Consider the following 25,860-nt stretch of genomic DNA (forward strand, 5'->3'; position numbering starts at 1 on the left):
TTAAGAAACTCCCTGAATCTGCGGCTGGAGCCACTGCGAAATTTGCGGGATTTGCCCATGAAGCAGAATCTGCTCCATTTCTGCCAGCCCGGCAAGCTCAAGATAACGCTGCGAGGTTTCCAGCGGTTTTTTGGATGGGGATTCATTCACCAGCAGTTCCCCGTCTTGACGGGAAATAAAATCAAGCTCCTCGAATACATCCAAGACCATTTCCAGCATTCTTCTGGACAAGGCAGTCCGTGCTTCAAGCAGCGGAAGAAGCTCTGCCACGGGAATTCTCCTTATCGTGAGCGCTCTCAGAAGTGCGTAGACCTCCTTGAACAATTCACGGGAAGGCGGCCTTAACACCTCTTGAGCCGTTATATTCGGATGAAGCAGGTAAACCCTCTCAAGCCCCTTGAAGATGGACAGCATGCTGTTCCATTCAACCGGAAGTTTCGGTAATTCAAGGACAAACAAGGAGCGCACTTGCTCCGGATGGACGGTATAGTCCGGCAGTCCTTCCAGACGAGCGCCGATTCTCCTATCATATACCCAAACGGGGAGTTCATTCAATTGATTTTCAACCTCTTGCTGTACAGGAGAATTAACAAGAACAGCGGCTGACTCGGTGACCGCATTCTGTATACGTCCCAGACCTCCGATGAGCTCCAGCAGCTTCGCTAGCGGCTGCCGAGTTCCCCTGAAATCAAACACCTGCATATGAGGAACTCTAAGATCCTGTATCATTAGCTGCGGTTTACGCGAACCATTCCATTCATTAATTCCAGCCTCTGCAATCAGGTCCACTTCCGCCATCTCGGAGAGGCAGTACGCCAAATCGCCTTTGCCAAAGCAGACAGCTTCCATAAGAATATCCTGCTGCTGCAGGAGCAGCCTTAAATGCTTGCCGTCTTTGCCCATTTGCTTCGCTTCTTGGAGGACAGCGCCTCGAATCATCAGGCGCGGGTGCGGGTTCCCCATTCCATAAGGGGCGAGAAGCTCAAGCTGTTCCAGCGCCGACAGCGTAATGTCGCCCAGAGTGCACTCCACATCACTTTCCATCCAGGGAACGAGCTGCTCCGGTGTCATTTTAAGTTCGGCATAACGATTTAATCTCTGCTCGAATTCTCCCAGCTCTCTGCGATGCAATGACATTCCGGCAGCAGAAGGATGCCCGCCGTAATGATGGAGCAGATCGCTGCAGTCCGTCAAAGCTTCATAAATATCAAAGCCTGGAATAGACCGCGCCGAGCCCTTGCACTCCCCGGTCTCCGGGTTTATAGCGAGGACAATGACTGGCCGGTAATAGCGCTCAAGAATTTTGGAGGCGACAATCCCGACTACGCCGACATTCCATCCTTCACCCGCCACCACGATCACATCCGGACGTTCTGGATCGCGTTTCTTTTCACCTACCTGTTCCAGAGCCTGCTCCAGAATATCTTCAACCAATTCCTGCCGCTCCTTGTTAAGCTGGTCCAGGGCTATCGCTTCCTGTCCTGCTCTCTCGTCGTCACTCTCGATTAAAAGCTCAACGGCAAGATTGGCATGGCTCATTCTTCCGCTTGCATTGATGCGCGGCGCCAGTCCGAAGGCCACTTGAGTTGAAGACACCTCGCCCCCCTTCCAGCCGGCAATTTGCAGCAATGCTCTAACGCCGGGAAAGGCCGAACGACTCATGGATTGCAGCCCAAGCTTAACCAGAATTCGGTTCTCATCCGTCAAGGGCATCAAATCCGCAATTGTACCTATAGCCACTAGCTCAAGCCATTCATTCGGCACCTCACGATCCAGCAAAGCTGCGGCAAGCTTATACGCTACACCGACCCCGGCTAGCCCCTTGAACGGATAGGGACAATAAGGCAGCTTCGGATTAATGAGTGCATAAGCTTCGGGCAATTGTTCAGGCGGTTCGTGATGATCCGTCACAATGACATCCATTCCGGCACGGGAAGCAAATGCGATTTGCTCTACAGCGCTGATGCCGGTATCCACTGTAATAATCAAGGATATTCCCCGTGCCTTTGCTTGCTCAAGGGCAGCGATATGTAGTCCGTAACCTTCCTTAGATCGATGAGGGATATAATATTCAAAATCGGCATCCAGTCTGCGCATCAGTTGAATCATTAAGGAGGTTGAGGAAGCTCCGTCCGCATCATAATCCCCATAGATCAAGATGCGTTCGCCTTGTTCAAGTGCTTGCCGGATTCGCGGGACAGCTTCCTGCATACCGCTCATTAGAAAAGGGTCATGCAGTTCTTCCAGGTGGCCATGCAGCAGCCTGGAGACATCATCTGCATCATGAATGCCGCGAGCAGCCAATATCGAGCCCATCAAGGGAGAGAGATTCAGCTGCCGTGCCAGTTCCTCTCCTGTACGTTGATCATAAAAAGAGTTGCGCCATTCGTATTTGGAGTGAAGCACCCCTTCACCTTCTTTCCAAACCATTCTGATCCAGAACAGATCATGACAGTTCACTACTGCAGTAAATTGGGCAGATCATCTCCTGAGCCTTCATAATTACTCTTGTAAGGATATCCCGGATCATACGGCATAAACTGAATGCTTACCTCGCTAATATGCGTAAATCTGCTCATGAGCAATGCCTTGGCCCGTACTGCAATATCATTAGCCTCCATAACGGTAATCCGTGGATTCACGGTAATGATTGCCGAAATCGAAATATAATGTCCCTGTTCTCTTGCCTGCAGTTGATCCACAGTAATAATACCTTGAACACGCTGAATCGTCTCTACAAACGGCTGAGCATCCTCTTCCTGAAGAAGTGGAAATGAAAGCCGGCTGGCAGAACGATTAAACAGCGTCCAAATTTTCCAGCCAATAAGACCTGCTATGATGAAAGCAGCAGCAGGATCCAGGTAGAGCAACACCGGAATGCTGAACACATATCCTGTCACTGCTCCGATAATTCCGATTAATGAAATGACGGATGACCACAAGGACAGCCGATGATTGTCAATCAGCAGAAGAGCTTCCTCCCGGCTTTTCTTGGCGGCTTCCTGATAACGGTAACGAAAATAAGCTTCCTTGGCGATAAGCGTAAAAAGAATAACGGCCCCCGCCCAATAAGCTGGGGCTTCTGTCTCTCCATCAGCGATATCTATCGCGGAAGCAATCACCGTCAGGAGGCTTCCCAGCATGACCACCGTAATCAGTCCGATCCTGACGGCCATTCTTCCTCCTGCTGGTCTGAGGGATCTTCGGCCCTCCGGAATGACTTCAGCTGCTTCAGATACCGAATACAGCGCATCCGCCACTAAAGCACGGCTATCGAACAATAGTCCAATAATTCCTTTGAGAAGCGACATCGCAAGATGATGCAGCACTGCCCATGAAGCGGTGGGATTAGCTGCTGCGGCTTGGTTGCGTGACATACTCCATCCCCCTGAAAACCTGTTATAGAGTCATAAAGCCGCGTCACCTGTCCGACGCGGCTCTTTATAAATACAGCTTAAGGCTACTGCCTGCTTGTCCTAAGACGCGGCATGGGCAGGTTTATTTTTTTGTCTGCTCTTAAGCAGGAACCAGATCGGACTTGCAATGAAGATCGTCGAGTAGGCCCCGAAGATCAGACCAATGACCATCGCCAGGGAGAACATACGAATCGATTCTCCACCCAGCAAGAACAGGAACAATGCGGCAATGAACACCGTTACAGCCGTATAGATCGACCGCATAATCGTCTGAGCCACACTCTTGTTGACGAGATCGATCAAATCCTGGCGGGTCTTCAGCTTAGCGAACCTCAGGTTCTCACGAATCCGGTCAAAGATAACAATCGTATCATTTATAGAGTAACCGATGATGGTCAACACAGCGATAATAAATGTCAGATCGACTTCAAATCTGAAGATCGAGAACACGGCCACAACGAGAAATGCGTCATGCAGCAGGGCCACTATAGCGGCAACAGCAAACCGCCATTCAAAGCGGATGCTTACATAGATGATAATCCCGATACAGGAAATGAGGACGGAATAAATCGCATTGCGCGCCAATTCCTTAGCCATCTCCGGATCGACGGTATTGACTTCGAAGGAAGCCCCTGCATCCAGCTTCGTAATCTCCTCTTTCAGCTGCATTTCCTGATTCTCATCCAATACCTTCTCAAAACGGAGGGTCATACGGTTATCCCCCGGATTGATTGCGGTCCCTTGATCAGCCGAGATGCCCTCAAGGATCGGATGGATCTGATCTTCAGTCAAGTCTTGGGTCAAGGTAATATCAACGCTGGAGCCAGCGCGGAAATCGACACTGTAGTTGAGTCCGAATACCGCCAGTGAGATGACACCAACAATGGTAAGAATAATCGAAATTGTGTAGCAATATTTACTGATGTGAACGTAATCCATCTCTTTCTTAAAGCGCATTGATGTCACTCTCCTTTACACCGAAATACTTCGGCTTCAACAGCTTGCCCGCTTTCAGCAGCAGGTTCAGCAGGAAGCGGGAGAGATAGATATTCGTCAGGATACTGAGCACGATCTCGACGATGAGCACCAATGCGAAGCCCTTCACGGCACCTGTACCGAACCAATACATAACTACAGCTACGATAATTGTTGTAATGTTGGAATCAAGAACGGTACGGAGAGAATGCTTATCTCCTGCCTTGACGGCGGACATAATGCTCTTGCCGAGCTTCATTTCTTCATGAATCCGTTCATTTGTAATAATGTTGGCGTCTACGGCCATACCCACGCCCAGAATTAACGCTGCGATCCCGGGAAGTGTAAGCGTGAAGTCTGCCCATACAAAGACCAAGATCAAAAGCCAGGTATGCAAGATCAACGTAAACGAAGCAATCAGGCCTGGCACCCGGTACATCCCTATCATAAAGATCAGAATGAATACCGAAGCAATCAAACCGGCTTCTATCGTTGAATCAAGGGACTGCTTACCCAGTGTCGCTCCTACGCTTTGTGAGTATTTCTCTGTTAACTTGAGCGGCAGCGCACCCAGATTGATCTGGTCGCGAAGCTCCTTCGCTTCATTCAGATCCCCCCCGACACTAATGGATGCCGTTCCATCGGTCAGAACCGCCTGCACAACCGGTGCGGAAATCAAGGTCTCATTCATATAGATTGCAAGGGGCTGACCGAGCAAGCGCTGGGTTACCTCTGCAAATTTTTCTTTACTGTTCACTTTGATGCTAACCAGAGGCTCATTCATATTATTGAATTCAAGCTTTGCCCCATTCTCGGCAAAATCTGTACCGATCATCTCAATCTTGTTATACTGATCATCCGCTGTCTCTGTTCCGTCTTTGCTGCGGAAGGTCAGAGAAGCAGGCTCCTTCATTTGCTTGCGGACTTCAGCCTCGTCGGTTACACCGGCCAGCTTCAGGCGAATCCGGTTTGTCCCTTCGGTCGTAACTTCAGGCTCGCTGGTACCGAGCTTATTTGCCCGCTCCTCCAAGCTCTGAGCTGTCTTGATTAATGATTCCTTCGAAACTTTGGCTCCACCTTCGATTGGCGTTGCTTCATACAAAATTTCAAATCCGCCTTTTAAGTCAAGGCCGAGATGCAAATTGTTCAGCAGGCCCGGGGTTGTCCATACCATAATTGCGGTTGAGACAGCCACGACGGTTATGAATGCGATAATTCTTTTCATCCCGTACTTCGATCCCCTTTCAAAAATCTCAATATTCCTATTATAGCGATGCATGAATTGAGCGTCAATTTATCAAATTATGTCGTTTTAAAGTTCATGAACACCTTATCCCGTCACAAAAAAGACCCCTTTCATTCGAAACGGGATCCACGATATGCGGAAATCGTCATATAGTTCATAAATTGGGTTACTTTCAAGGAAAGAACGTCATTCACCATTTGGTGCAAGGGCGGGTAGCCTTCCTTCTCATACTTCTGGCTGACACACTCCCAAATATCAAGCCCGCTCACATGCTCGTATCCGATCAGCCGGAATTCCTCCGCTTTACTTTGGCATAAACTTTCGATCGCCTCGTTCAACTGCTCTTCGCCAAAATCGTCTCCAGCCATCCTGGTGCCTCCTTCCTTCTCCCCGTCTTATACCATTCTACCTTAAATTAAATATTCCTGCATGTGATGTTGCATCTTGCGAAAAGACAAGTCATGAAGGTGGACAGGATCTGCATATGTTAAGTATCGGATCATCTTCTGAGGAATATGACTCTTTCAGAGAGAGGGAAGTACATTGAACAAGCAAACTTTTATCCAAGGCACGATGATTCTCTTGGCGGCAGGCATTATAAACCGGATACTTGGCTTCATTCCCCGAATTCTGCTTCCGCGAGTTATCGGCTCGGAGGGCGTTGGTCTATACCAGCTCGGCTATCCTTTCTTCCTAGTAATCGTAACGCTTATTTCCGGCGGAATCCCGCTGGCGGTAGCCAAACTGGTGGCAGAGGCTGAATCTTCCGGTCATCCTGAACGCTCCAAAAGTATTTTACGGACGAGCTTGGTATTTGCTGCAAGCGCCGGCATCTTATTCACCTTGTTGACCATCGTGCTGGCTCCCTGGGTAACCCGTAATTTACTTACCGATTCCAGAGTATACGAGACCTTTATTTCAATGAGTCCCATGATCGCAATCGTATCTATATCCTCTGTATACCGCGGCTATTTCCAAGGCAAACAGGATATGATTCCTTCCGCTCTGTCTTCGATTCTTGAGACGGTGGCTCGCATTATCGGGGTTCTCTGGTTCTCTTACCTTCTCCTGCCCAAAGGAATCGAATACGCCGCAGCTGGCGCCATGCTGGGAGTTGTAGCGGGAGAGATTGTCGGACTGGCCGTGTTGCTGTGGCAATACCGCCGTCTGCGCCGCATCGAACAAAAGTCAGGGGCTGTTATTCCTGAAGCGCCTGACCAGGCCGTCTTATCTTCTGGTCCGGAACCCTTTCTGCGAGGATTAAAAAGGCTTATGCTCATCGCCGTCCCAGTCACCGGAGGGAGATTAGTTGGCTCGCTATCTTATTTACTGGAATCGATTGTCACGGCCCGGAGCCTGCTCATCGCAGGAATTGCCACCGGGGTGGCCACTTCCCAATACGGGGCCCTTCAAGGGATGATCATCCCTCTGCTGACGCTTCCGGGTGCGCTCACCTCGTCGCTCGCAGTATCCCTTGTTCCTTCTCTCGCTGAGGCTCAGGCGCGCGGCGACTCCAGAACGATTCAGCTTCGCCTGCATCAATCGATTAGGCTTGCCTTGGTTACAGGCGCTCCCTTTGCCGCAGTCATGTATGTGCTTGCCGAACCCCTGTGCCTGTTCATCTACGATAATGCGGAAATTGCCGGCATGCTAAGAACAATGGCTCCCTTTGCATTGTTTCTGTATGCACAGGCTCCCCTTCAAGCGACACTACAGGCGCTCGATCAAGCTGGCAAAGCTCTGATGAACACATTAATAGGAGCCATTGTTAAAATTGTACTCATTTTCTATCTTGCTTCTAATCCCTCTTTCGGAATCTACGGAGCAGTCATTGCCATCATCATTAACTTCATCATTGTAACCCTGCTGCATAGCTTCAGCGTCAAGAGGCTGCTGAAATACAGCTTACCCTTTGCCGATCTGTTTAAAGTATGTGCTGCCATGGTGATTATGGCCGGGGCTGCCACCTTACTATACAACGAGCTTAGCTTTGCCAATCCCGCCATGCTTCTGATCACTTCTTCGGTCCTTTCGGGTCTTGTGTATATTATCTTATGCGCGGTAATGGGCATGTTCGACCTGTCTGATTTACGGAGAATTCCTATTCTTCGCAGGCTGTTCCGTACCTAGGATTTATCCTTGGCATTAATATACAGCCTTCCATTATGGTCAATAGTGCAAAAGAAGACGTCCTTAAACTCCAAATATCCCTTGGCCTGAATCTGGTTCTTCAGCCAAAACCTTGTCTTCCCGACCCGTTCCAGATTGTCATCTTCTACCTTTCCGTCCACAATCAGCGGCAGAGGGAGTGCTTCAAATTTAATCTTGGACACCAGCGACGAAATATCGCCTTCCCGTTTTTTTCCCGGGTTCGTTGAGCCCGAGCCTTGCTTGACCTGCTCTTTAGTAAACACACTCAGTTGTCCGCTTGTCTCCAGCACCGCAAATTCTACATCCGAGACACTCGCTACATTCTGTGAACGAAGCTGCATTAGCAGGTCATCTATATTGTATCTTTGCTTTCTCATTTCATCTTGGTTGATCTCGCCGTTCTGCACGATTACGCTTGGCTTCCCGTCAAATAGCAGCCGAAGCCTCCGTGATTTCATAGAGATATAAGCAATTCCGATCTGGATCAGCAGCAGCATGAGGATCGGTAAAATACCGTCGTAAAGAGGACGTTCGATATCCTCCAGCGCAAATACGGCAATTTCGGCAATCATGATGGAGATGACGAGATCAAAGATAGATAACTCGCCAATCTCTCTTTTTCCCATAATTCTCATGACCGCAAAGACCAAAACATACATCAATATTGTTCGAAACAGAACGACAGCTATATGTTCTACCATCGCAATCCCTCCTTGACGCATTGGCATCCGTACCCAAAAGCCAGAATGTAATGGATATTCTGACCTTGTCCATAGCGTTCCATGCGAAAAAAGAGCACAACAAAATATTCCTAATTCATAAGGAGCTTGTCATAACAGCCGGAACTAACCCATAGATTGATATTAAAAAGCGATTGGAGGCCAAGCCATGCATATCATTCGCCGCCTGTTTTCCTTGCGAATTACTCATCCGACCCTTTCCGGGCTGTGGTACGCTTTCTTCTGGATGATGATCGGTGCCCTGATTCTGTCGTTGCTGCTCCATGCAAGCCTCATGGAGGAAGAGCAACTTTCCTTGTACACTTACATTGTTCACGGCATTGCGCTCCTGTTCGGGGGTCTTGTCTCGGGGAAGCGCTCCGGGAAAAAAGGGCTCTATCAGGGGGCAATCACCGGCCTTTTCTACAGCATTCTTCTCCTGTTGATCAGCTTTCTAGCCCTCGACCATTCGATCGGACTTGCCAACCTTGTTCTTATCCTCCCGGCTATCCTGATTGCCTCTGCCGGGGGCGTATTCGGTGTGAATCTGCGGAAATAATACTGTATAAAAAAGAGAGCTGCCCTTCCTGGATCAGGAAAGGTAGCTCTCTTCACTCAAGCTGATTCTAGCCCTCGGATTCCGTGTTGACCCGGTGGCTGATCGCGCTGCGGTCAAATGTCAGCTTGGTAGCATCGTTTACGAGCAGGACTACAGTATCATCGGCCAGCTCTAGAATCTTACCGTGCAAGCCGCCGATCGTTACGATCTTATCGCCCTTTTGAAGCGCATTGAGCATATTATTGCGGGTTTGCTGCTTCTTCTTCTGCGGACGAATCAACAGAAAGTAGAAAACAGCGAACATGATGATAAGCGGTACAAGGAACGAGATCAAAGAACCTGTACCTGTAGGTTGACCAGTTGTTAATGGAAACATCCCTTTTCCTCCTTTCACTGTATCAGCGTGTCATTAAAATCCCTTGTCATTGCCAATCAGGCCATATTGCTCGAAGAACTCATCCCGGAAATCCAGCAGTCTGTCATCCATAATCGCCTGACGAACCTTGCTCATCAGCGTGACCAGGAAATGCAGATTGTGATATGTAGTCAATCGAAGTCCGAAGGTTTCATCCGCCTTGATCAAATGACGAAGATAAGCCCGAGAATAGTTCCGGCAAGTATAGCAATCACATTCCGGATCGAGCGGCCCGAAATCATTGGCATACTGAGCGTTGCGGACAACCAGTCTGCCTTGACTTGTCATCGTCGTACCGTTGCGGGCAATCCGCGTCGGCAATACACAGTCGAACATATCCACACCGCGGATCGCACCTTCAATCAGGGCATCCGGCGAACCGACACCCATCAGATAACGGGGCTTGTCCGATGGCAGAAGCGGTACTGTGCTCTCCAACATTTCATACATCAAGTGCTTGGGTTCGCCTACACTCAGTCCACCAATAGCATACCCCGGGAAATCTAGTGAAGTCAAATCCCTGGCGCTCTGCTTGCGCAGATCCTCGTACATGCCGCCCTGAACGATTCCGAACAACGCCTGATCATGCGGTCTGGCGTGACTTTTCAGGCAGCGCTCCGCCCATCGCGTCGTCCGCTCCATTGATTTCTTCACATAATCATAATCGGCAGGATAAGGGGCACATTCGTCAAAAGCCATCATAATGTCCGGACCGAGCGCATTTTCGATTTCCATCACCACTTCCGGCGACAGGAATAGCTTATCTCCGTTCAAATGAGAACGGAAATGCACGCCCTCTTCGGTAATCTTCCGCATCTCGCTCAACGAGAATACTTGAAATCCGCCGCTATCAGTCAGGATGGCCCGGTCCCAATTCATAAATTTGTGAAGCCCGCCGGCTTCGCGCACAAGTTCATGACCCGGACGAAGGAACAAATGATAAGTATTGCTAAGAATGATGCGCGCATCCATTTCCTTTAATTCCTCTGGACTCATCGTTTTGACTGTAGCTTGTGTACCCACCGGCATAAATACCGGTGTCTCTATGATTCCATGCGGAGTGTGAATCCGGCCCAGCCTGGCTCCGGATTGCTTGCATGTTTTTATGTGTTCGTAAGTAATCGCTGCTGTCACGATCATCATCCATTCTTTATTAAAGTGCGAGTCATAAGTTGACTTTTTGAACGATCTCTTAGAGTAATCTTGGTTAATAGATCAGCATGGCGTCGCCGAAGCTAAAGAACCGATATTGGTGATCAATGGCCTCTTTATAGGCCGATAAAATATGTTCCCGTCCTGCAAGGGCACTCACCAGCATCACGAGCGTAGATTTCGGAAGATGGAAATTGGTAATCAAGGCATCCACGACTTTAAATTCATAGCCAGGGTAAATAAAAATGCCCGTCCAGCCGCTGCAGTACGACAATGGCCCATCCCCGAACTTCTGTCCGACGGTCTCTAACGTTCGCGCGGAGGTCGTTCCGACGGCAATTATACGTCCGCCTGCAGCTTTAGTTCTGTTAATCAGATCTGCCGTCTCCTGCGGCATGACGTAATATTCCTCATGCATCACATGATCCTCGACCCGATCGACCGACATCGGCCGGAAGGTCCCCAGCCCGACATGCAAGGTTACGAAAGCAACCTGCACTCCCTTGGCCTTGATCTCCTCTAACAACGCTTCAGTAAAATGCAATCCTGCTGTAGGCGCGGCCGCCGAGCCCTCATTCTTCGCATATACGGTCTGGTATCTCTCCCGATCATCCAGCTTCTCCTTAATATAAGGCGGAAGCGGCATCTGACCAAGCCGATCCAATATCTCATTGAAAATTCCCTGATAAGAGAAGCGCAGAACCCGTCCGCCCATCTCCCCTTCGGATTCAATGGTCGCCTTCAACTCTTCGCTGAACGTAATGACAGCTCCGGTCCGAAGCTTCTTCCCCGGCTTGACCAGCGCTTCCCAGCGGTCTTCACCCAAGCTTTTCAACAGCAGCACTTCAGCCTTTGCACCGGTATCTTCTTTGATCCCGAACAAACGTGCAGGAATAACTCGCGTATCATTCAGCACCAATGTATCGCCGGGGCGAAGATAGTCTACAATATCCGAGAACACATGATGTTCAGTGCTTCCATCCTGTTTATTTAAGGTAAGCAGCCTGGAAGCGCTCCGGTCCGCAAGCGGAGTCTGAGCAATCAATTCTTCAGGCAGCTCAAAATCGTATAAATCCACATTCATTCCAATTCACGCCTTCATCTCTTGTCAATGGTTACATTTTGATAATAGTGTTGCAGAATTTGCCGGTAGTCATACCCTTGGTCCGCCATTCCCTTGGCTCCCCATTGGGACAATCCAAGTCCATGTCCATTTCCTTGACCAATGAATAAGAACTTCTGAGTCTGATTCAGAACTCGCGCTTCTTGGGATTCATTCATTACAACCAGATTGCCGCCGCTCCAATCTTGAAGTCCGGAGGCCGTTTGGATTTTCATGCCTGCACTTACAGCCGCAGATTGCGCGGCTCCGCCAGCACTCTGTACAGTATACCTTCCGGTCGGAGCGATATCAAACAAGGTGCTTGGAAGGCCGTTCAAAGCGGAACGGAGCGCGTCCGGATATTTCACATCAATAATCTGTCCGTTCGCCTTCACCTGGATCACACGGCCTGACGGGCCTCGCTGCGTAATCTCCAGGCTCTGGATGGGCCTGGATACTTCAGTCGTTGTCTTGCCCTTCAGGGCGGCCAGAAGCTCTTCTGAGCTGTAAGGACCGCGGATCCAGGCATAAGAGCTGGATTCACTAACCTTATCTAAAATTACCACCTGATCCCCAGGATTCAGCTTGGCGACTGGATCTACATTAGACTGGATCATCGGAAGCTGCCGTACCATAACCGAGCTTGTTGTTACTGTGAGCTTGTTCAACCCGGCGGCCGTGGAGGTACCCGTCATTGCTGTGTTGTCTTCCCGCACATATCCGGTTTGTCCATTATTAAGCAGAACATAATACCAGTCATAGAGCGCAGACTCCGCCGACTGGTCGCCAGAGCTCGTAACAGCCGCATATATTGGAGTCTGATTGCCCCAAATTTCTGTAGGATCCGCAGTAATACCGCCGCTATTCGAAGAGAAAAGACCTTCAATAACTTGTCCGTTTGCCATAAGCACTTCACCGGATGTGCTGTCCACCGCTGAAATCACGCTGGCAACCTCTTTCTCGGCTCCGTTATATACTTGGCTCAGTGTAGTATCTACGAGGCCGGCAATCTTGAATTTATTCAGATTAGCATTATACAGCGCATAGCTTCTTGCAGCTACTGCTTGCGCCTTTAAGGACTCTTGCGGCCAAGAGGATGGAACCTCGGCGGCAACGACGGAATATAGATATTGATCCATCGGAACTTGATTCACCAATGCCAAGACTCCGTTATAACGGCTCACCTCAAAGCTTCCTCTATAGCTTCGCCCATTGCGCTCGGATACCTGAATCAGCGAGTCATCACTATCCTGGATTGTTACGCGAGGATCTGAGCCTGCAACCTGAATATGCTTGACTGGGCTTGGATTCTCCAAATTAAGCGTTACATCCTGGCGCAGCAACAGCACTGTGGAAGCCAGTCCTGACTCCACTTGCCAGGATACTTGAGGATAGGACTGGGACAGCGTGGCTTGAATCGAAGAGACTTCAGCCTCATTGGTCGCTCCGCCTACCCAAACCGCATATTGTCCCGGTGAAGTCATCGCAACGGCAGCGTTGCTTCCGATAGACGACCGGACCGCTTCCGCCTCGCCCTCGGTCGCAAAGGCTCCCCCTGCCGCGTAGAAGCTTCCTTGTACTGCAGGAGACTGTCCCTTTAGATAGGAAGCAATACTCGTCGCAACACGAGCTGCTGCCGTCTGCGCTTCTGAGGCAGTAGCATAGGGTCCCGTATAAACCTCATACAGCTTGCCGGCCAAATTATTTTGTACAAAAGCTATTGGTTTGTCAGCAGTTCCTTGCAGTGCCTTGACTGCGGCAGCAGCCGTATTCCAGTCTGCACTTTCCAGTGCCTTAACCTTATAACCATCCACACTGAATCTTACCGATTGTCCGGATTCAAATTGCAGCCAAGTACCAGCCGCCTCCGTTCCAACACGCCATTGCGAGCCCGCTTGCAGCGTTACCGCAGGAGCCGTCGATCTATAAGTGCTGCCAAGATCCAGGTACATCGCCACGCGCACCTCATCTTGCAAAGCCGAATCTGCGAAAGCAGGCACTTGAATCGAACCGGCAATCAGCAGACCGGCAATGATTCCTTTACCCCATAAAAGCCAATTTTTTGCATACGATTTCTTGGTCACTAGTTGACCTCCTTCTTGTTGGTTTCATAATGCCGGATTAATTCTTCTCAGGCATTGGCAGCCCAAGATGCGTATAGGCAGCCGGAGTTACAACACGCCCTCGCGGTGTCCGCTGTAAAAATCCGATTTGCAGCAAATAGGGCTCATATACATCCTCGATCGTTTGACTCTCCTCACCTATCGTTGCAGCGATCGTGTCAACCCCGACAGGGCCACCACGGAAGCTCATTATCATTGCACGCAGCATCTTATGATCTATGAGATCCAGTCCCATCGGGTCAACCTGAAGCCGATGAAGCGCCTCACGCGTAATCTCAGGGGTTACCATCCCGTCTCCTTGAACCTGAGCAAAATCCCGTACCCGCTTCATCAGCCGGTTCGCAATCCGCGGTGTTCCTCTGGAACGAAGCGCGATCTCGTCAGAGGCATCTCCGGTAAGCGGGATTCCGAGAATATCTGCTGTCCGAGATACAATAAAGCTCAATTCATCCTGAGCATAGAATTCCAGACGGCTAACCACGCCAAAACGATCCCGTAATGGAGCCGACAACAGACCTGCCCGCGTCGTTGCTCCTACCAAGGTAAATGGCGGCAGATCCAGACGAACCGAGCGCGCGCTCGGCCCTTTCCCAATCATAATGTCCAGCGCGAAGTCCTCCATCGCCGGATAGAGGACCTCCTCCACGGTCCGGTGGAGCCGATGGATCTCATCAATAAATAGAACATCGCCTTCCTGCAGGTTTGTCAACAAGGCAGCCAAATCCCCCGGCCGCTCGATCGCAGGCCCGGAGGTCGTCCGTAGATTCACACCAAGCTCATTCGCAATAATATTGGCGAGCGTTGTTTTTCCCAGCCCAGGCGGTCCATACAGCAAGACATGATCCAATGCTTCCTTACGCATTTTAGCAGCTTCAATATATATCTTCAGATTCTCTTTGATCTGATTCTGTCCGATATACTCCGCCAAATAACGAGGACGCAGGCTTAGTTCAACCGCCTGGTCCTCCATCATCAAATTAGCAGAAATAATCCGATCTTCCATCATTGTCGATCAGGCACCCCTTCCCTTAGGCTTCTATCATCCTGCGTACAGTAATTTAAGGGCCTTTTTCATTACCGAATCCACAGGCTCGTCTACTCCCACCTGATCCTTCAAATTCTTCCAGACCTGATCCAGCTCTGCATCGGTATACCCCAGTGCCCGGAGGCCTTCTCTGGCTGCCGGCCATCCTGGCACGGAATCCTGCAGCGCCGAAGCTCCTGCCGGAACAGGATCGAATAGCGAGGCCGTCCCACCCAGGCCCTCCAGCTTGTCTTTCAAATCCAAAATCATCCGTTGAGCCGTTTTCTTTCCGATTCCCGGCAGTTTCGTTAGGAACGTGATGTTCTCTTGATGAATGGCAGCTACCACTGTGTCCGGATTTCCGCCACTGAGGATGCCCAGCGCCACGCGAGGTCCGATTCCCGACACGTCAATCAGCTTCCGAAACAGCTTCTGCTCCTCACGGCTGGAAAAGCCGTATAAGAGAATGGCGTCCTCACGAACGTGATGATGAATATAGACCGTGACGGTCTCTTCGGATTTGCCTGCAAAAACGTACGGATTCGGGCAAAAAACACGATACCCGATGCCTTGAACATCAAGAACGATATATTCTGTCTCCAGATGAGCCAATTGCCCGCGTAAATAGTCTATCATGACCGAAGCACCTCATTCAGCTTGGAATTTAACGTATAAGAGTGAGCATGACAAATCGCAACTGCAAGCGCATCGGCCACATCATCCGGTTTCGGAATCGCTTGCAGCTTCAAGAACATTCTCGTCATCTCTTGAACCTGGCGCTTCTCTGCCTTCCCATATCCCACGATAGCTTGTTTCACCTGCATTGGAGTATACTCCGATATAGGGAGTCCCCTTTGTGCCGCAGCAAGAACCATGACCCCTCTTGCCTGTCCTACCGACATCGCTGTGGTAACGTTACGATTAAAGAACAGCTTCTCCAGAGCAACCGCATCAGGCTTATATTTATCAATTAGTTGCACGATTCCCTCATAGACATGCAGCAGACGCTCCTCCTCAGGAGTATGAGCCTCCGTCTGAATGCATCCGTACTGTACCGGAACACACTTGCTTCCTTGTTTATCAATAAAGCCGAAACCGACAATTGCGATTCCGGGATCAATGCCTAAAATCCGCAAAGTCCACCCTCTCCTCAATCAGCCACTCGATGTATCATATCATCTAGTCTGTCTCTAATTTCATATTTTGTCCAGCACACGTTTCTGTGGATATCCCGTTTTATCCGAATGAACGGAATCATTAAACGAACATTCGTTTGTATTATATGCGAACACTCCCTCTCTTTCAAGGAAAAGAAAATCGCATACCCTTTATTCTTTATTCGGAAAATCGGGAGTGAACTATTATAAAAAAGAAGCTGCCCTGCTTCGCTTATTAGCGAACTGAGGCAGCTTCTTTCTGGACCCGGGCTTATTTATTGTTTTTGCTGGAGCATTTGCTCTGATTCCGGCATTGCGTAGTCGCTAAAGGTGGATAATACACTATTGTACTCCTCCACATCCTGAATGCGGATTCCTGCCTGAAGCTGATTTAATACTTCGCTAGGAAGAGCACTCTCCATCGTCTCTACATCCAATTGAAAAAAAGTACGGATGACTTTTTCCTTCTTAGGGGGTCCGTCGAACAGGCTTAAATTTCCGTTGCTGTCGATTCCAATATAACCTTCTCGCCCGCACAGCTCTGACAGCCCTTCCACGTGTTCGTCAAACCATACATCTCCTCCTGGAGCCAGACGGCCCTTCCATTCCGCATGAGACTTAGCTAATTCAGTAATCTCCCATGGTCTCATCAGGCCAAGCACGACATTTTCTTCCCCACAGGTATATATTTTGTTGAGGTGAACAATTCGTACCTGGTCCGTATCCCGAAGCTGCTCCAGCCATGCCAATGATGATTCTTCATCGTCACGCAATTCTTGCAGCTGCCCCCAAGTCTCCATGGAGATGGGCTCTTCGGTCATCAGCGTCTTCATTTCTTCCGACAATAACATCCCTGACCATGCCATTAGCGTGATTAAGACAAAGGCTCCGAACGTCCATACCGCTCTTCTCCATCTTCTCCACCGTCTTCTGAGCTGTTTTTTCGTATGAAAAATATTCACGTTTATCCCCTTCTATCGGAGTTTTATGTATATTCTGACCGTCGGCTTTCTGAAATATACAGTAAGTTCTGAATCTGTTCCGGATAGAAGGCAAATCATAACCACCCGTTCACACGGGTGGTTTGGCAACAGGGGGTATACCCCCTGTTGCCAAACTGCGCCTAAAGATGCTAGCCTGCCCACAAATCCGTTCAGGCTCATTGGTTTTGTCTCGGCTCTTTCACTACACAGTTAAACGGGGCTTCCTATTTTTGTTCCTACTCTCTCTGAATGGAGCCGATTTTGCACCCATTGGTTGTTTCATTTCTCGTAAGCCTACTGGGGCTGAACGCTGGATCACCTAGTCGATGAATTGTAGAACTTGCAACTAAAACCTCGTCATTTATAAATTTCACAGGTTTAAGTGTACCACCTACAGCTAAAAATCTATTTTTTTCAGAATGGTTGAGTTTTTTCGAATCTAACTGCACTCTATACATCTATTTTTAAATGCAGAGCCAAAGTTCAAAAATTAGGTGTACCTTTTACTAAACCGCCACCGCTCCACCCCTACCGCCACAAACATCAAAGATAAGAGCGATGACCTTGTCCTTCCCTATATGTTCTATCTTGTCTAATGACGGCAAAAAGAGCCTACCCAGGTCATTTGACCAAGACAAGCCCTGTGAAAGATGTGCCAAATCTTCTTTATCCTTTTCTGTTTTCGTGCAAGAGCATCTCATGCAATTCGGACAGCGCGTCTACGATCACTGTCGGCACGACTGCAGTGTTATTGAATTCTCCCTGCTGTGAATGGAGGTTGTTCCGAATCCATACCGTTTTCATCCCGACCTGCTCCGCGCCAGCGATATCAGTCGTTAAATTATCTCCGATCATGACACATTCGGCAGGTCTGACACCATAGCTGCGCATCGCCAGCTCATACAACCAGGCATGCGGCTTGCCTATACTTAATGCAGAGCTGCCCAGGATCGACTCAACAGCGGCGAGCAGAGCTCCAGTCTCGGGAACGAGACGTCCGCCTTCACCCGGATGTGAATAGTCTGGATTGGTGCTGATGACACGAGCTCCTCTTGCTGCTTCATTGACGATTTGCTCTAGCCTGAAGTAATTGAATTCTGTATCTCTGCCTAAGACGACGGCATCGGCCGGTGTTGGCCAAGTCCAGTCCAGCACGTTATGGCCAGCGTTAGCGAGCGCATCGTTCAGGCTTTCGCTTCCCGCTGTCTTTATGGCCATCGGGCCAAACGTATCCTTCAAAAAGGCAGCTACCGCCTCCGTAGCGCTGAAGATCATTTCGTCCTCGAGGCGAAGCCCCATTTTCGACAGCTTGTCGCGAATTTCAACTGCGTTCTCCCGTGAGTTGTTCGTGATAAAGCCGATCCGATAACCTTGCCCTCGAAGCAGGTCAAGCAAGTCATTCGCCCGTTCAGCCAGCTTGCCGCCGAAATAGATGCACCCATCAAGGTCGAAAAACAAAGCTCGAATCCCATCCATCCATCGTTTCATTCCCAGGCTCCGATCTAATCTGTTTGAATATGTCATAGCTTTATCCATCGAACATGGCTTTGCCAATCCAATAGACTTAACCTTTCTCAGCCGCCTGTTTTACATAAGCGTCCAGCGTATCCGTGCCGCCCTCGCCTTCCAGCAGGATGACCTCGAATTGCGGAACACCGCCGCGCACTTTGACGGACAGGATGTGATGGATGTCGCCTTTGCCCTCAAAACAATGCAGACCGCCCGTTTTGCCCATTTGAATATATTGACGACCATGCTTCTCGGTCACTTCCAGATAGTGTACATGACCGGATACGACCGTATAAGGACGATCAGCAAGTAGCTGTTCAAGTCGTTCAAAAATCGGATCTGGCTTCTTCCACGCCGGTTGATGCAGGCAGACGAACGTCCAGTCAACATCGGTATTTTCTGCTAACACCCTCTCAAAAAAGTCGATTTGCTCACTGCTCAGATGCGGATCAATAAGCGTATCCTCGCTCATCTTAAACGCCTCTGTCGGCACGCTTTCACCCGCCAAGTCCTGCATCAGGTCCATAAATAGCGCTTGGGGATTGCGAATCAGCTCTCGATTCACCTGCTGCATAATGTGTAGCATCGACTCTGGCAGCGTTAGCGGCGCCGTCTCCGTATTGGCAATAAGGAACAAGGTGCGATCATAACGGAAAGCATAGTAGTCGACACCTTTACGCTCGCGCCATACATTGATCATCGCTTCAGTGCCATAATCGTGGTTGCCAACTGTTTGGAACAATGGAATGTCAAGTTCCGCCAGCATTGGGTCGATACGATCCCACTCTCCATGCGCCTCTGCTTCATCCGTCCAGTAGCCCTCCACCAGATCGCCAATTGAAATAATAAAGTCGGGATTCAGTTGCTTCGCAGCCTCTAGTCCTTTCTCGAACATCCCGTGCACTGCCCCGCCTGTGCGATCGCTAATGAAAGCAAAGTCATAATCGCCGCCTGACGGCACTGGCAGCTCTCCAAACCAAGGGCCTTTATTTGTAGTGAACTTCGTATTGTCGATCATCATTTCACGTTTTTTCATCATATCCATAAGCCTCCCAATAGAATTAAGATTCAATAAGTGCGTTCGCTTGCTTCGCTGCTTCCTTCATCGCTTCCTCAGCCGTCTTCTGTCCCTGCAGTGCTGCCTGAACCTGATCCGTTATAATCTTCTGTATGCGTGTGCCGCCGCTGCCAGGGAAGTTGAACCAAGGCACCATTTCGTCAATTTGCTCATACGTAGCTTTATAAACCGGATTTTCCTCTAAAAACTTCTGCATTTCCGGATCATCCAATGCGGATTGTCTTGACACCATATAGCCAGTCGATTTGGAAATTTGAACAGTGCGCTGCGGGTCGATCATAAATTTCATAAAGTCCCATGCCGCCTCTTGCTTGGCAGGGTCTTGTGTGAAAATCATCAGATTCGCTCCACCAGCTGGAACGACGCGTTTACCCTCGAATGTCGGAAACGGAGCTGTCCGCAAGTCAAATTGTGCTGTTGGCAAGATTTGCCCAAGACCAGCTGTTGTGTTGGCAAGCATCGAAACATCGCCTTTGGCCATCGCTTCAAATGTTTGCTGCAGCTGCAAGAGCGGCATGGACTTGTCCGTGATGACCAGGTCGGTCACAGCCTGAACCGCGTTTACGCTCGCTTCGGAATCAAGACCAACTGCCTTCTTGTCCTCAGACATCATGCTTCCTCCGTATGTCTCCATCAGCGCCTGATAGAGCCAACCGAAGTCAATCGGCACGCTAGCGCCGTAATGACCGTCACTCGTCAATTGCTTGGCGACAGCTGCGAATTCCTCCCATGTTTGCGGCGGATTTTCAGGATCCAGCCCTGCTGTTTTGAAATGATCGGCATTATAGTACAGAATTGGCGTGCTGATGCCATATGGTAGACCGATCAGCTGTCCCTGATCATTTTTTCCTAGCTCCAGCATAGTAGGGAAAAAGTCAGACATGTCGTAGCTATCCTGCTCGATAAACGGCTCAAGCGGTACGGCCTTCATTACGTCATTTGCAAAGCTGGTATAAAGCAGTCCATTCGATACGATGTCCGGCAGTTTTTTAGCAGCTGCCTGTACCTGCAGCTTCTCAACAATGCCCTCGTAGCTGTTTTGTACATACACTGCTTTGACCTTCACTTTGTCCTGCGAACTGTTGTATTCGTTCACCAGAGTGTCGATCAGCTCACCGCCCCAAATGTTCCAAAATTCGATTTCTACCGGCTCAGAGCTTTGCGCCGAGTTCGTATTGCCGGACCCGGTAGGCGAAGATGTTGGCGCAGCGTTGTTAGAGCCAGAGCCACAAGCAGCCAGCGAAATAGCCAGTAAAACTAAAAACAATCCCATCCATGTTTTTTTCACGTCAATTCTCTCCTTTTTATTTTTGTATATAAACCAGAACGAGGATGATTACCCCTTAAGACCGCTCTGGGCGAAACCATCAACAATGTAACGCTGGGCAACCAAATATAAAATCAGCACCGGAACCATGGACAACGTCGCAATCGCCATCGTTGCACCCCAATCCATCTGCGTCTCAGTACGGAAATATTGGAACGCAAGCGGCAGCGGCATTAGCTCCGGATCGGTCAGCACGAGCAGTGGCCAGTTGAACTCGTTAAAATTGGACAAAAACGCGATAACGCCGAGCGTCCAAAGTATCGTGCCGGACATGCGAATATACACGGTCCAAAGCAGTCGGAATGCTCCAGCTCCGTCAATCGCAGCCGCTTCTGCCAATTCTCTGGGAATTGATATGAACGACTGCCGCAGCAGAAAAATCGCAAAGCCGCTGGCCAGATGCGGGACGATCACTCCGGTTAATGTATTTAGCGCGTCCAACTGATTTACAATGAGATAAGTTGGCACAAGCGTCACCTGCATCGGAATCATCATCGTCATCAGTACGAATAAAAACAGAATGTCACGGCCCGGAAATCGATAGTATGCAAAGGCGAATGCTGCGCAGACCCCAATGAACACTTGTCCAAGCGTTTGCAGCACACCGATGCGCAAGCTGTTGCCCAACCAGCGGAAAAATGGCACCTCGGTTAATGCCTTAACATAATTTTCCCAATGCAGCGGTCCTGTCCAGACAAGATGTCCGGAAAATACGTATTGCTCCGACCGCAACGAAATAGAAATCATCCAAATAATCGGGATCATCGTTAGCAGCCCCAGTCCGATAAGCAGCACATGCTTGCCAGTCTCCTCCGTCAGCTTCCATAAACGCTCCATTACAGCCACCTCCTTTCGATGTATCGGTTAATAGTGAACCGTGCTCCGGGAAAGACGGAGTTGAACGATTGTGATCAGCAGGATAATGGCGAACAGAATGACCGAGATCGCTGCAGCCTTGCCGATGCTAAAAAACTGAAACGCCTCCTGGTATAGCTGGTACACGAGCACGTTTGACGAATTGTTCGGACCGCCGCCCGTCATGATTTTGATCAGGGCAAAGTTTTGGAATGAAGAGATGATGCCCATTATGACGATAAATAGTGTAATTGGCGACAGCAGCGGCAGTGTAATATGAACCAGCCTGCGCCAGCGGCCTGCCCCATCAATCGAAGCAGCTTCGTACAATCCTTTATCGATCGATTTCAGCCCTGATACGTACAGCAGCATTTCGTAGCCAAATCCTTTCCAGATGCCAACAATCGCTACCGCCCATAATGAAGTGGATGTGTCCGACAGCCAATTCGGTCCGTTGATGCCGAAGAGCATTAGCAGGGAATTGACAATACCGCGTTGATCGTCGTACATCAAGCTCCAAACAATCCCAATGACAGCAATTGGGGAAACTACTGGCAGATAGAACAGGAAACGGTACACCACCTGCCCTCGCAGCAAGCTTTCCATTAACAAAGCCAGTCCGAGACCAAGTGCAATCGAGATGGGCATTGTCATGAGCAAATAGAGCAGCGTATTGCGCATCGACTTCCAAAACACTTCATCATTCAGCAGCACTGCGTAGTTCTCCAAGCCGACGAAGGCTCGTTCCGGGCTAATCATATCCCATTGCTGGAAGCTGAGCAGAAACGTGAACAGGAACGGATAGACGAAGAATACAGCGTACAAAAGTAACGCAGGTATTAGAAAAAATAACGGCAACAACAGCATTTTCCGGCGATAGCCGAGGATGGGTTTCTTCAAGTTTTTCCTCCTTTTGTGTGAAAATGAGAAAAAGCTCATCCCAACAATACATAGAGGCAAGAAGCCTATATGATTGTTGTTCAGAGCTTTCTCTTAGACATCACCCTAAACAATAACCGTAAGAATTCGGATTAATTGTTATATCATATGAAGTGCTATTATCAACATGTCTATATGTTAGTTCCTATTGTTCATCGGCGTGTTATCAGAATGTTAAATGGATGTTAATTCTTTGGCTAGCCGCTGAGCTGAGCAAATGACAGATTCCACAATGCTTTGTCGCTTACCGAAAGAGAAGTCGCCCCTGCTGCCAGAGCGGCGGATGCCTCGGCTTCCGTCCGGATCAAACCGCTTGCGACAAGCGGAGTTGTTTCAAGCTCTGATGCGAAGGTGCGAATGATTTTGTCAATTACACCCGGCATCAGCTCGACGCCGTCCGGCTCCAACTGATGGCATAGCTTTAACCCGTTCTCCAGCGCGCCTGAATCGATGACGAAAAGATGGAGAATACCGTATAAGCCGCAGCGCTTCGCTTCTTTGATCAAATGCGCTTTCGGCGTAACAATTCCATCTGCTCCTGCATATTCGGCAACCCATTCGACACTTTCACGATCTGTGTTGGATAAGCCGCGAATCAAGTCAATATGGACGAAGGCTCCTCTACCGACCTCCTTCGTCAACCGCACGCTGTCAACGATCTCCTTAACCGTTCCCCCCATGAAAAACAAGTTGTCCACCTCGCTGTCCAAGGCATAATTCAAGTCTTCCATTCGGCGGACGGCTGCGATGATCGGATGGCCCCCAATTTTATGCAAAAGCCTCATAAATAGTTCCACCTCTTATTTTGTCTATTTCTGTCGATAGAGCTATTATTGAGGTGAAATGTTTGTGGAGTATCCGATTTAGATTAAATGAATTTAAAATTTATCTCCAAAATGTAATCTTGTTAGGAGCTAAGCGAACCGATTCATAACCAGCCTCTTTGGCTTTTCCAATCGAAATCATCATTACTGGGGCATAGCGCCCTTCATCCAAATCAAAGGATTTGGCGATCAGATCCGTTTCAAATCCAGCCATTGGATTCGTATCATACCCATGGGCACGAGCCACTAACATAAATTGCATGGCAAAAAGGCTGCTATCGATTTTTGCAATTTCTACTTTCGATTCTTTGGATAAAGTCGGGAACATCGATAGAATGGTTTCGAGTTGACGATCTCTTACTTCTGCTGGCATTTTTCCTTGTTCCACAGCCGTATTGTAAATCTCTTCAGCATAGAGATAGCTTTGAGTATCACCAAAGATTAATAACATAGCTGATGAAGTATCATTTTGCAGCGTATTGAAGCGCACAAGAGGTCTTAGCTTCTCTTTCCCTTCTGGAGTGTCTACGACAACTACACGCCAAGGCTGCATATTCGCTGAGGATGGAGCCAAACTCGCCTCCGAAATCATCTCACTCATCTCTTCCTTTGAAATTTTAACGTTCTCATCATACTGGCGAACAGAACGTCGCTCCTTGACGATAGTAGCGAAATCATTATTTACAATATTGCTGAACATAAGAATCTCTCCTTATAAATAACATTGGATTTTTGACATCATGTAATGTCAGCTGTTATCATAATCCGTATTATGAACTATGAACTTAGGTTTATAGCAAGAACAAAATGAGGTCATAACATGAAAATAAATGAGGTTTCAAAGCGAACCAATCTGCCAATATCAACATTGAGATTTTATGAACGTAAAAATATAATTCCGAACGAATTTGTTAAAAGAGACGAAAATAATTATCGGGTTTATGCTGATGAAATTGTGGAGTTTTTAAAGGATGTAAAGGCGCTTTTATCCGCAGACTTTTCTATTGAGGAATTAAGCTTGCTGCTTAATCAACAGCTGAACTTATCCTATGAGGAAAAGAAGATCCTCGTTGAGCAAAAAATTAAAGAAATTGAAGATATTCAAAAGCGATTGAACAAGTCGAAGAAATTTTTAATAGATATTTTAGAAGGTAAAGTGAATTTTCAAACGCAATGTTAGGCAAGCTGCAAATAAAAAAACAGCCATCATAGATGACTGTTTAAGGATCGGGACGACACGATTTGAACATGCGACCCCCTGGTCCCAAACCAGGTGCTCTACCAAGCTGAGCTACGTCCCGATAAATGCCGGTGAAGGGACTCGAACCCCCACGGTTTCCCTCACGATTTTGAGTCGCGCGCGTCTGCCAATTCCGCCACACCGGCTTATTCAATTTCTATAAAAAAAATGGCGCGCCCTAAGAGATTCGAACTCCTGACCTTTTGATTCGTAGTCAAACGCTCTATCCAGCTGAGCTAAGGGCGCGTATTATGGAGCGGACGACGGGAATCGAACCCGCGACCCTCGCCTTGGCAAGGCGATGCTCTACCGCTGAGCCACGTCCGCATATAAAAGTTACTTATGTTGGTGAGCCATGAAGGATTCGAACCTTCGACACCCTGATTAAAAGTCAGGTGCTCTACCAACTGAGCTAATGGCTCATGTGTGTCGATTCTAAGATGTAAATGGCGGAGCCGACGGGATTCGAACCCGCGGTCTCCTGCGTGACAGGCAGGCATGTTAGGCCTCTACACCACGGCTCCACACTAGTAATGCACAATTCCTTAAGGAATTAATTGCGGGGGCAGGATTTGAACCTGCGGCCTTCGGGTTATGAGCCCGACGAGCTACCGAGCTGCTCCACCCCGCGTTAGTCATATGGTGGAGGCTGAGGGGATCGAACCCCCGACCCTCTGCTTGTAAGGCAGATGCTCTCCCAGCTGAGCTAAGCCTCCATATGTACCGGTTAACTAAATATGAATGGTGACCCGTAGGGGATTCGAACCCCTGTTACCTCCGTGAAAGGGAGGTGTCTTAACCCCTTGACCAACGGGCCATAATGGCTCCCCGAACAGGACTCGAACCTGTGACAACTCGATTAACAGTCGAGTGCTCTACCAACTGAGCTATCAGGGAATATTGCGCTTGGCGGCGTCCTACTCTCCCAGGACCCTTCGGTCCAAGTACCATCGGCGCTGGAGGGCTTAACGGTCGTGTTCGGGATGGGTACGCGTGGAACCCCTCCGCCATCGCCACCAAACAGACTTTTTCCGGTCGATGATCTCCCTGAATCTCTTCAGGAAAA

At 49.0% G+C, this 25,860-nt stretch carries 24 protein-coding genes, 10 tRNA genes and 1 rRNA gene; 3 read left to right on the forward strand and 32 right to left on the reverse strand.

Annotation, left to right across the window (positions count from 1 at the left end; translation table 11 throughout):
- From recJ to TX85_RS13755, 5 genes are all read right to left on the reverse strand, one after another.
- Positions 1–2,406, reverse strand: a complete 2,406-nt coding sequence (recJ, locus tag TX85_RS13735; protein ID WP_044480086.1) for a single-stranded-DNA-specific exonuclease RecJ — start codon at positions 2,404–2,406, stop codon at positions 1–3.
- A gap of 53 nt (positions 2,407–2,459) precedes the next feature.
- Complete coding sequence (locus tag TX85_RS13740; RefSeq protein ID WP_044479661.1) at positions 2,460–3,377, reverse strand: cation diffusion facilitator family transporter; 918 nt, start codon at positions 3,375–3,377, stop codon at positions 2,460–2,462.
- Positions 3,378–3,476: 99 nt separating this feature from the next.
- Positions 3,477–4,373 (reverse strand): protein translocase subunit SecF, encoded by an 897-nt coding sequence (gene secF, locus TX85_RS13745; protein WP_049894933.1) that lies wholly within the window; start codon positions 4,371–4,373, stop codon positions 3,477–3,479.
- Entirely contained in the window at positions 4,363–5,616 is a 1,254-nt protein-coding gene (gene secD, locus TX85_RS13750; protein WP_044479662.1) for a protein translocase subunit SecD, read from the reverse strand. The genes secF and secD overlap by 11 nt, the downstream gene beginning before the upstream one ends.
- A gap of 131 nt (positions 5,617–5,747) precedes the next feature.
- Positions 5,748–6,005 carry a post-transcriptional regulator gene (locus TX85_RS13755; protein ID WP_044479663.1) on the reverse strand — a complete coding sequence of 86 codons (258 nt, stop codon included), beginning with the start codon at positions 6,003–6,005 and terminating at the stop codon, positions 5,748–5,750.
- A 175-nt stretch (positions 6,006–6,180) separates the two neighbouring features.
- Between TX85_RS13755 and spoVB the strand changes: the two genes are divergently transcribed.
- Positions 6,181–7,767 carry a stage V sporulation protein B gene (gene spoVB, locus TX85_RS13760; protein WP_044479664.1) on the forward strand — a complete coding sequence of 529 codons (1,587 nt, stop codon included), beginning with the start codon at positions 6,181–6,183 and terminating at the stop codon, positions 7,765–7,767.
- Here the strand turns inward: spoVB and TX85_RS13765 are convergent.
- A complete protein-coding gene (locus TX85_RS13765) occupies positions 7,764–8,489 on the reverse strand; it encodes a DUF421 domain-containing protein (RefSeq protein WP_044479665.1) in 726 nt (241 codons plus the stop codon). The genes spoVB and TX85_RS13765 overlap by 4 nt on opposite strands.
- Before the next feature lie 187 nt (positions 8,490–8,676).
- Here TX85_RS13765 and TX85_RS13770 point away from each other — a divergent pair, with 187 nt between their 5' ends.
- Positions 8,677–9,066 carry a TIGR04086 family membrane protein gene (locus TX85_RS13770; protein WP_044479666.1) on the forward strand — a complete coding sequence of 130 codons (390 nt, stop codon included), beginning with the start codon at positions 8,677–8,679 and terminating at the stop codon, positions 9,064–9,066.
- Between the two features lie 67 nt (positions 9,067–9,133).
- Here the strand turns inward: TX85_RS13770 and yajC are convergent, their stop codons facing one another.
- The 15 genes from yajC to TX85_RS13845 form a co-directional block, all read right to left on the reverse strand.
- Positions 9,134–9,442, reverse strand: a complete 309-nt coding sequence (gene yajC / locus TX85_RS13775) for a preprotein translocase subunit YajC (protein WP_044479667.1) — start codon at positions 9,440–9,442, stop codon at positions 9,134–9,136.
- Between the two features lie 33 nt (positions 9,443–9,475).
- Entirely contained in the window at positions 9,476–10,615 is a 1,140-nt protein-coding gene (gene tgt / locus TX85_RS13780) for a tRNA guanosine(34) transglycosylase Tgt (protein WP_101781171.1), read from the reverse strand.
- 73 nt (positions 10,616–10,688) lie between these two features.
- Entirely contained in the window at positions 10,689–11,717 is a 1,029-nt protein-coding gene (gene queA / locus TX85_RS13785) for a tRNA preQ1(34) S-adenosylmethionine ribosyltransferase-isomerase QueA (protein ID WP_044479669.1), read from the reverse strand.
- 14 nt (positions 11,718–11,731) lie between these two features.
- Entirely contained in the window at positions 11,732–13,819 is a 2,088-nt protein-coding gene (locus TX85_RS13790) for a SpoIID/LytB domain-containing protein (RefSeq protein WP_044479670.1), read from the reverse strand.
- 37 nt (positions 13,820–13,856) lie between these two features.
- Positions 13,857–14,861 (reverse strand): Holliday junction branch migration DNA helicase RuvB, encoded by a 1,005-nt coding sequence (ruvB, locus tag TX85_RS13795; protein WP_044480088.1) that lies wholly within the window; start codon positions 14,859–14,861, stop codon positions 13,857–13,859.
- A 36-nt stretch (positions 14,862–14,897) separates the two neighbouring features.
- Positions 14,898–15,518 carry a Holliday junction branch migration protein RuvA gene (gene ruvA / locus TX85_RS13800; protein ID WP_044479671.1) on the reverse strand — a complete coding sequence of 207 codons (621 nt, stop codon included), beginning with the start codon at positions 15,516–15,518 and terminating at the stop codon, positions 14,898–14,900.
- Positions 15,515–16,018 (reverse strand): crossover junction endodeoxyribonuclease RuvC, encoded by a 504-nt coding sequence (gene ruvC / locus TX85_RS13805; RefSeq protein WP_044479672.1) that lies wholly within the window; start codon positions 16,016–16,018, stop codon positions 15,515–15,517. The genes ruvA and ruvC overlap by 4 nt, the downstream gene beginning before the upstream one ends.
- A gap of 296 nt (positions 16,019–16,314) precedes the next feature.
- Complete coding sequence (locus TX85_RS13810; protein ID WP_044479673.1) at positions 16,315–17,001, reverse strand: BofC C-terminal domain-containing protein; 687 nt, start codon at positions 16,999–17,001, stop codon at positions 16,315–16,317.
- Positions 17,002–17,688: 687 nt separating this feature from the next.
- Positions 17,689–18,510 (reverse strand): HAD-IIA family hydrolase, encoded by an 822-nt coding sequence (locus TX85_RS13815; RefSeq protein WP_044479674.1) that lies wholly within the window; start codon positions 18,508–18,510, stop codon positions 17,689–17,691.
- 76 nt (positions 18,511–18,586) lie between these two features.
- Positions 18,587–19,603 carry a metallophosphoesterase family protein gene (locus tag TX85_RS13820; protein WP_148444363.1) on the reverse strand — a complete coding sequence of 339 codons (1,017 nt, stop codon included), beginning with the start codon at positions 19,601–19,603 and terminating at the stop codon, positions 18,587–18,589.
- Positions 19,593–20,897 (reverse strand): ABC transporter substrate-binding protein, encoded by a 1,305-nt coding sequence (locus tag TX85_RS13825; RefSeq protein ID WP_049894934.1) that lies wholly within the window; start codon positions 20,895–20,897, stop codon positions 19,593–19,595. The genes TX85_RS13820 and TX85_RS13825 overlap by 11 nt, the downstream gene beginning before the upstream one ends.
- A gap of 48 nt (positions 20,898–20,945) precedes the next feature.
- Complete coding sequence (locus TX85_RS13830; protein ID WP_044479676.1) at positions 20,946–21,773, reverse strand: carbohydrate ABC transporter permease; 828 nt, start codon at positions 21,771–21,773, stop codon at positions 20,946–20,948.
- A gap of 27 nt (positions 21,774–21,800) precedes the next feature.
- A complete protein-coding gene (locus TX85_RS13835; RefSeq protein ID WP_049894935.1) occupies positions 21,801–22,691 on the reverse strand; it encodes a carbohydrate ABC transporter permease in 891 nt (296 codons plus the stop codon).
- Between the two features lie 236 nt (positions 22,692–22,927).
- A complete protein-coding gene (locus TX85_RS13840; RefSeq protein WP_044479677.1) occupies positions 22,928–23,515 on the reverse strand; it encodes a glycerol-3-phosphate responsive antiterminator in 588 nt (195 codons plus the stop codon).
- 100 nt (positions 23,516–23,615) lie between these two features.
- Positions 23,616–24,254 carry a nitroreductase family protein gene (locus TX85_RS13845; RefSeq protein WP_044479678.1) on the reverse strand — a complete coding sequence of 213 codons (639 nt, stop codon included), beginning with the start codon at positions 24,252–24,254 and terminating at the stop codon, positions 23,616–23,618.
- Positions 24,255–24,374: 120 nt separating this feature from the next.
- Here TX85_RS13845 and TX85_RS13850 point away from each other — a divergent pair, with 120 nt between their 5' ends.
- A complete protein-coding gene (locus TX85_RS13850) occupies positions 24,375–24,734 on the forward strand; it encodes a MerR family transcriptional regulator (protein WP_044479679.1) in 360 nt (119 codons plus the stop codon).
- 47 nt (positions 24,735–24,781) lie between these two features.
- On the opposite strand, the gene TX85_RS13855 is transcribed toward TX85_RS13850, so the two are convergent.
- From TX85_RS13855 to rrf, 11 genes are all read right to left on the reverse strand, one after another.
- Positions 24,782–24,855, reverse strand: a tRNA-Pro gene (locus TX85_RS13855).
- Between the two features lie 5 nt (positions 24,856–24,860).
- A tRNA-Leu gene (locus TX85_RS13860) sits at positions 24,861–24,940 on the reverse strand.
- Positions 24,941–24,963: 23 nt separating this feature from the next.
- Positions 24,964–25,040 (reverse strand) — tRNA-Arg (locus TX85_RS13865).
- 6 nt (positions 25,041–25,046) lie between these two features.
- A tRNA-Gly gene (locus tag TX85_RS13870) sits at positions 25,047–25,121 on the reverse strand.
- A 19-nt stretch (positions 25,122–25,140) separates the two neighbouring features.
- Positions 25,141–25,216: transfer RNA gene (locus TX85_RS13875), tRNA-Lys, on the reverse strand.
- Between the two features lie 25 nt (positions 25,217–25,241).
- Positions 25,242–25,318, reverse strand: a tRNA-Asp gene (locus TX85_RS13880).
- 33 nt (positions 25,319–25,351) lie between these two features.
- A tRNA-Met gene (locus tag TX85_RS13885) sits at positions 25,352–25,425 on the reverse strand.
- Between the two features lie 9 nt (positions 25,426–25,434).
- Positions 25,435–25,510: transfer RNA gene (locus TX85_RS13890), tRNA-Val, on the reverse strand.
- A 26-nt stretch (positions 25,511–25,536) separates the two neighbouring features.
- Positions 25,537–25,611, reverse strand: a tRNA-Glu gene (locus TX85_RS13895).
- Between the two features lie 4 nt (positions 25,612–25,615).
- Positions 25,616–25,691 (reverse strand) — tRNA-Asn (locus tag TX85_RS13900).
- Between the two features lie 7 nt (positions 25,692–25,698).
- Positions 25,699–25,815 (reverse strand): 5S ribosomal RNA (gene rrf / locus TX85_RS13905).
- Between the last annotated feature and the right edge of the window lie 45 nt (positions 25,816–25,860).

It is taken from the genome of Paenibacillus antibioticophila, assembly GCF_000455265.1.
Lineage (GTDB): Bacteria > Bacillota > Bacilli > Paenibacillales > Paenibacillaceae > Fontibacillus > Fontibacillus antibioticophila.

Coding starts and splice junctions, on each gene's coding strand:
- TX85_RS13740 (WP_044479661.1), bottom strand. CDS start 3,377: ATGTCACGCAACCAAGCCGCAGCAGCTAATCCCACCGCTTCATGGGCA.
- secF (WP_049894933.1), bottom strand. CDS start 4,373: ATGCGCTTTAAGAAAGAGATGGATTACGTTCACATCAGTAAATATTGC.
- secD (WP_044479662.1), bottom strand. CDS start 5,616: ATGAAAAGAATTATCGCATTCATAACCGTCGTGGCTGTCTCAACCGCA.
- TX85_RS13755 (WP_044479663.1), bottom strand. CDS start 6,005: ATGGCTGGAGACGATTTTGGCGAAGAGCAGTTGAACGAGGCGATCGAA.
- TX85_RS13765 (WP_044479665.1), bottom strand. CDS start 8,489: ATGGTAGAACATATAGCTGTCGTTCTGTTTCGAACAATATTGATGTAT.
- TX85_RS13770 (WP_044479666.1), top strand. CDS start 8,677: ATGCATATCATTCGCCGCCTGTTTTCCTTGCGAATTACTCATCCGACC.
- yajC (WP_044479667.1), bottom strand. CDS start 9,442: ATGTTTCCATTAACAACTGGTCAACCTACAGGTACAGGTTCTTTGATC.
- queA (WP_044479669.1), bottom strand. CDS start 11,717: ATGAATGTGGATTTATACGATTTTGAGCTGCCTGAAGAATTGATTGCT.
- ruvB (WP_044480088.1), bottom strand. CDS start 14,861: ATGGAAGATCGGATTATTTCTGCTAATTTGATGATGGAGGACCAGGCG.
- ruvA (WP_044479671.1), bottom strand. CDS start 15,518: ATGATAGACTATTTACGCGGGCAATTGGCTCATCTGGAGACAGAATAT.
- TX85_RS13815 (WP_044479674.1), bottom strand. CDS start 18,510: ATGAAACGATGGATGGATGGGATTCGAGCTTTGTTTTTCGACCTTGAT.
- TX85_RS13830 (WP_044479676.1), bottom strand. CDS start 21,773: ATGGAGCGTTTATGGAAGCTGACGGAGGAGACTGGCAAGCATGTGCTG.
- TX85_RS13840 (WP_044479677.1), bottom strand. CDS start 23,515: ATGAGGCTTTTGCATAAAATTGGGGGCCATCCGATCATCGCAGCCGTC.
- TX85_RS13845 (WP_044479678.1), bottom strand. CDS start 24,254: ATGTTCAGCAATATTGTAAATAATGATTTCGCTACTATCGTCAAGGAG.
- TX85_RS13850 (WP_044479679.1), top strand. CDS start 24,375: ATGAAAATAAATGAGGTTTCAAAGCGAACCAATCTGCCAATATCAACA.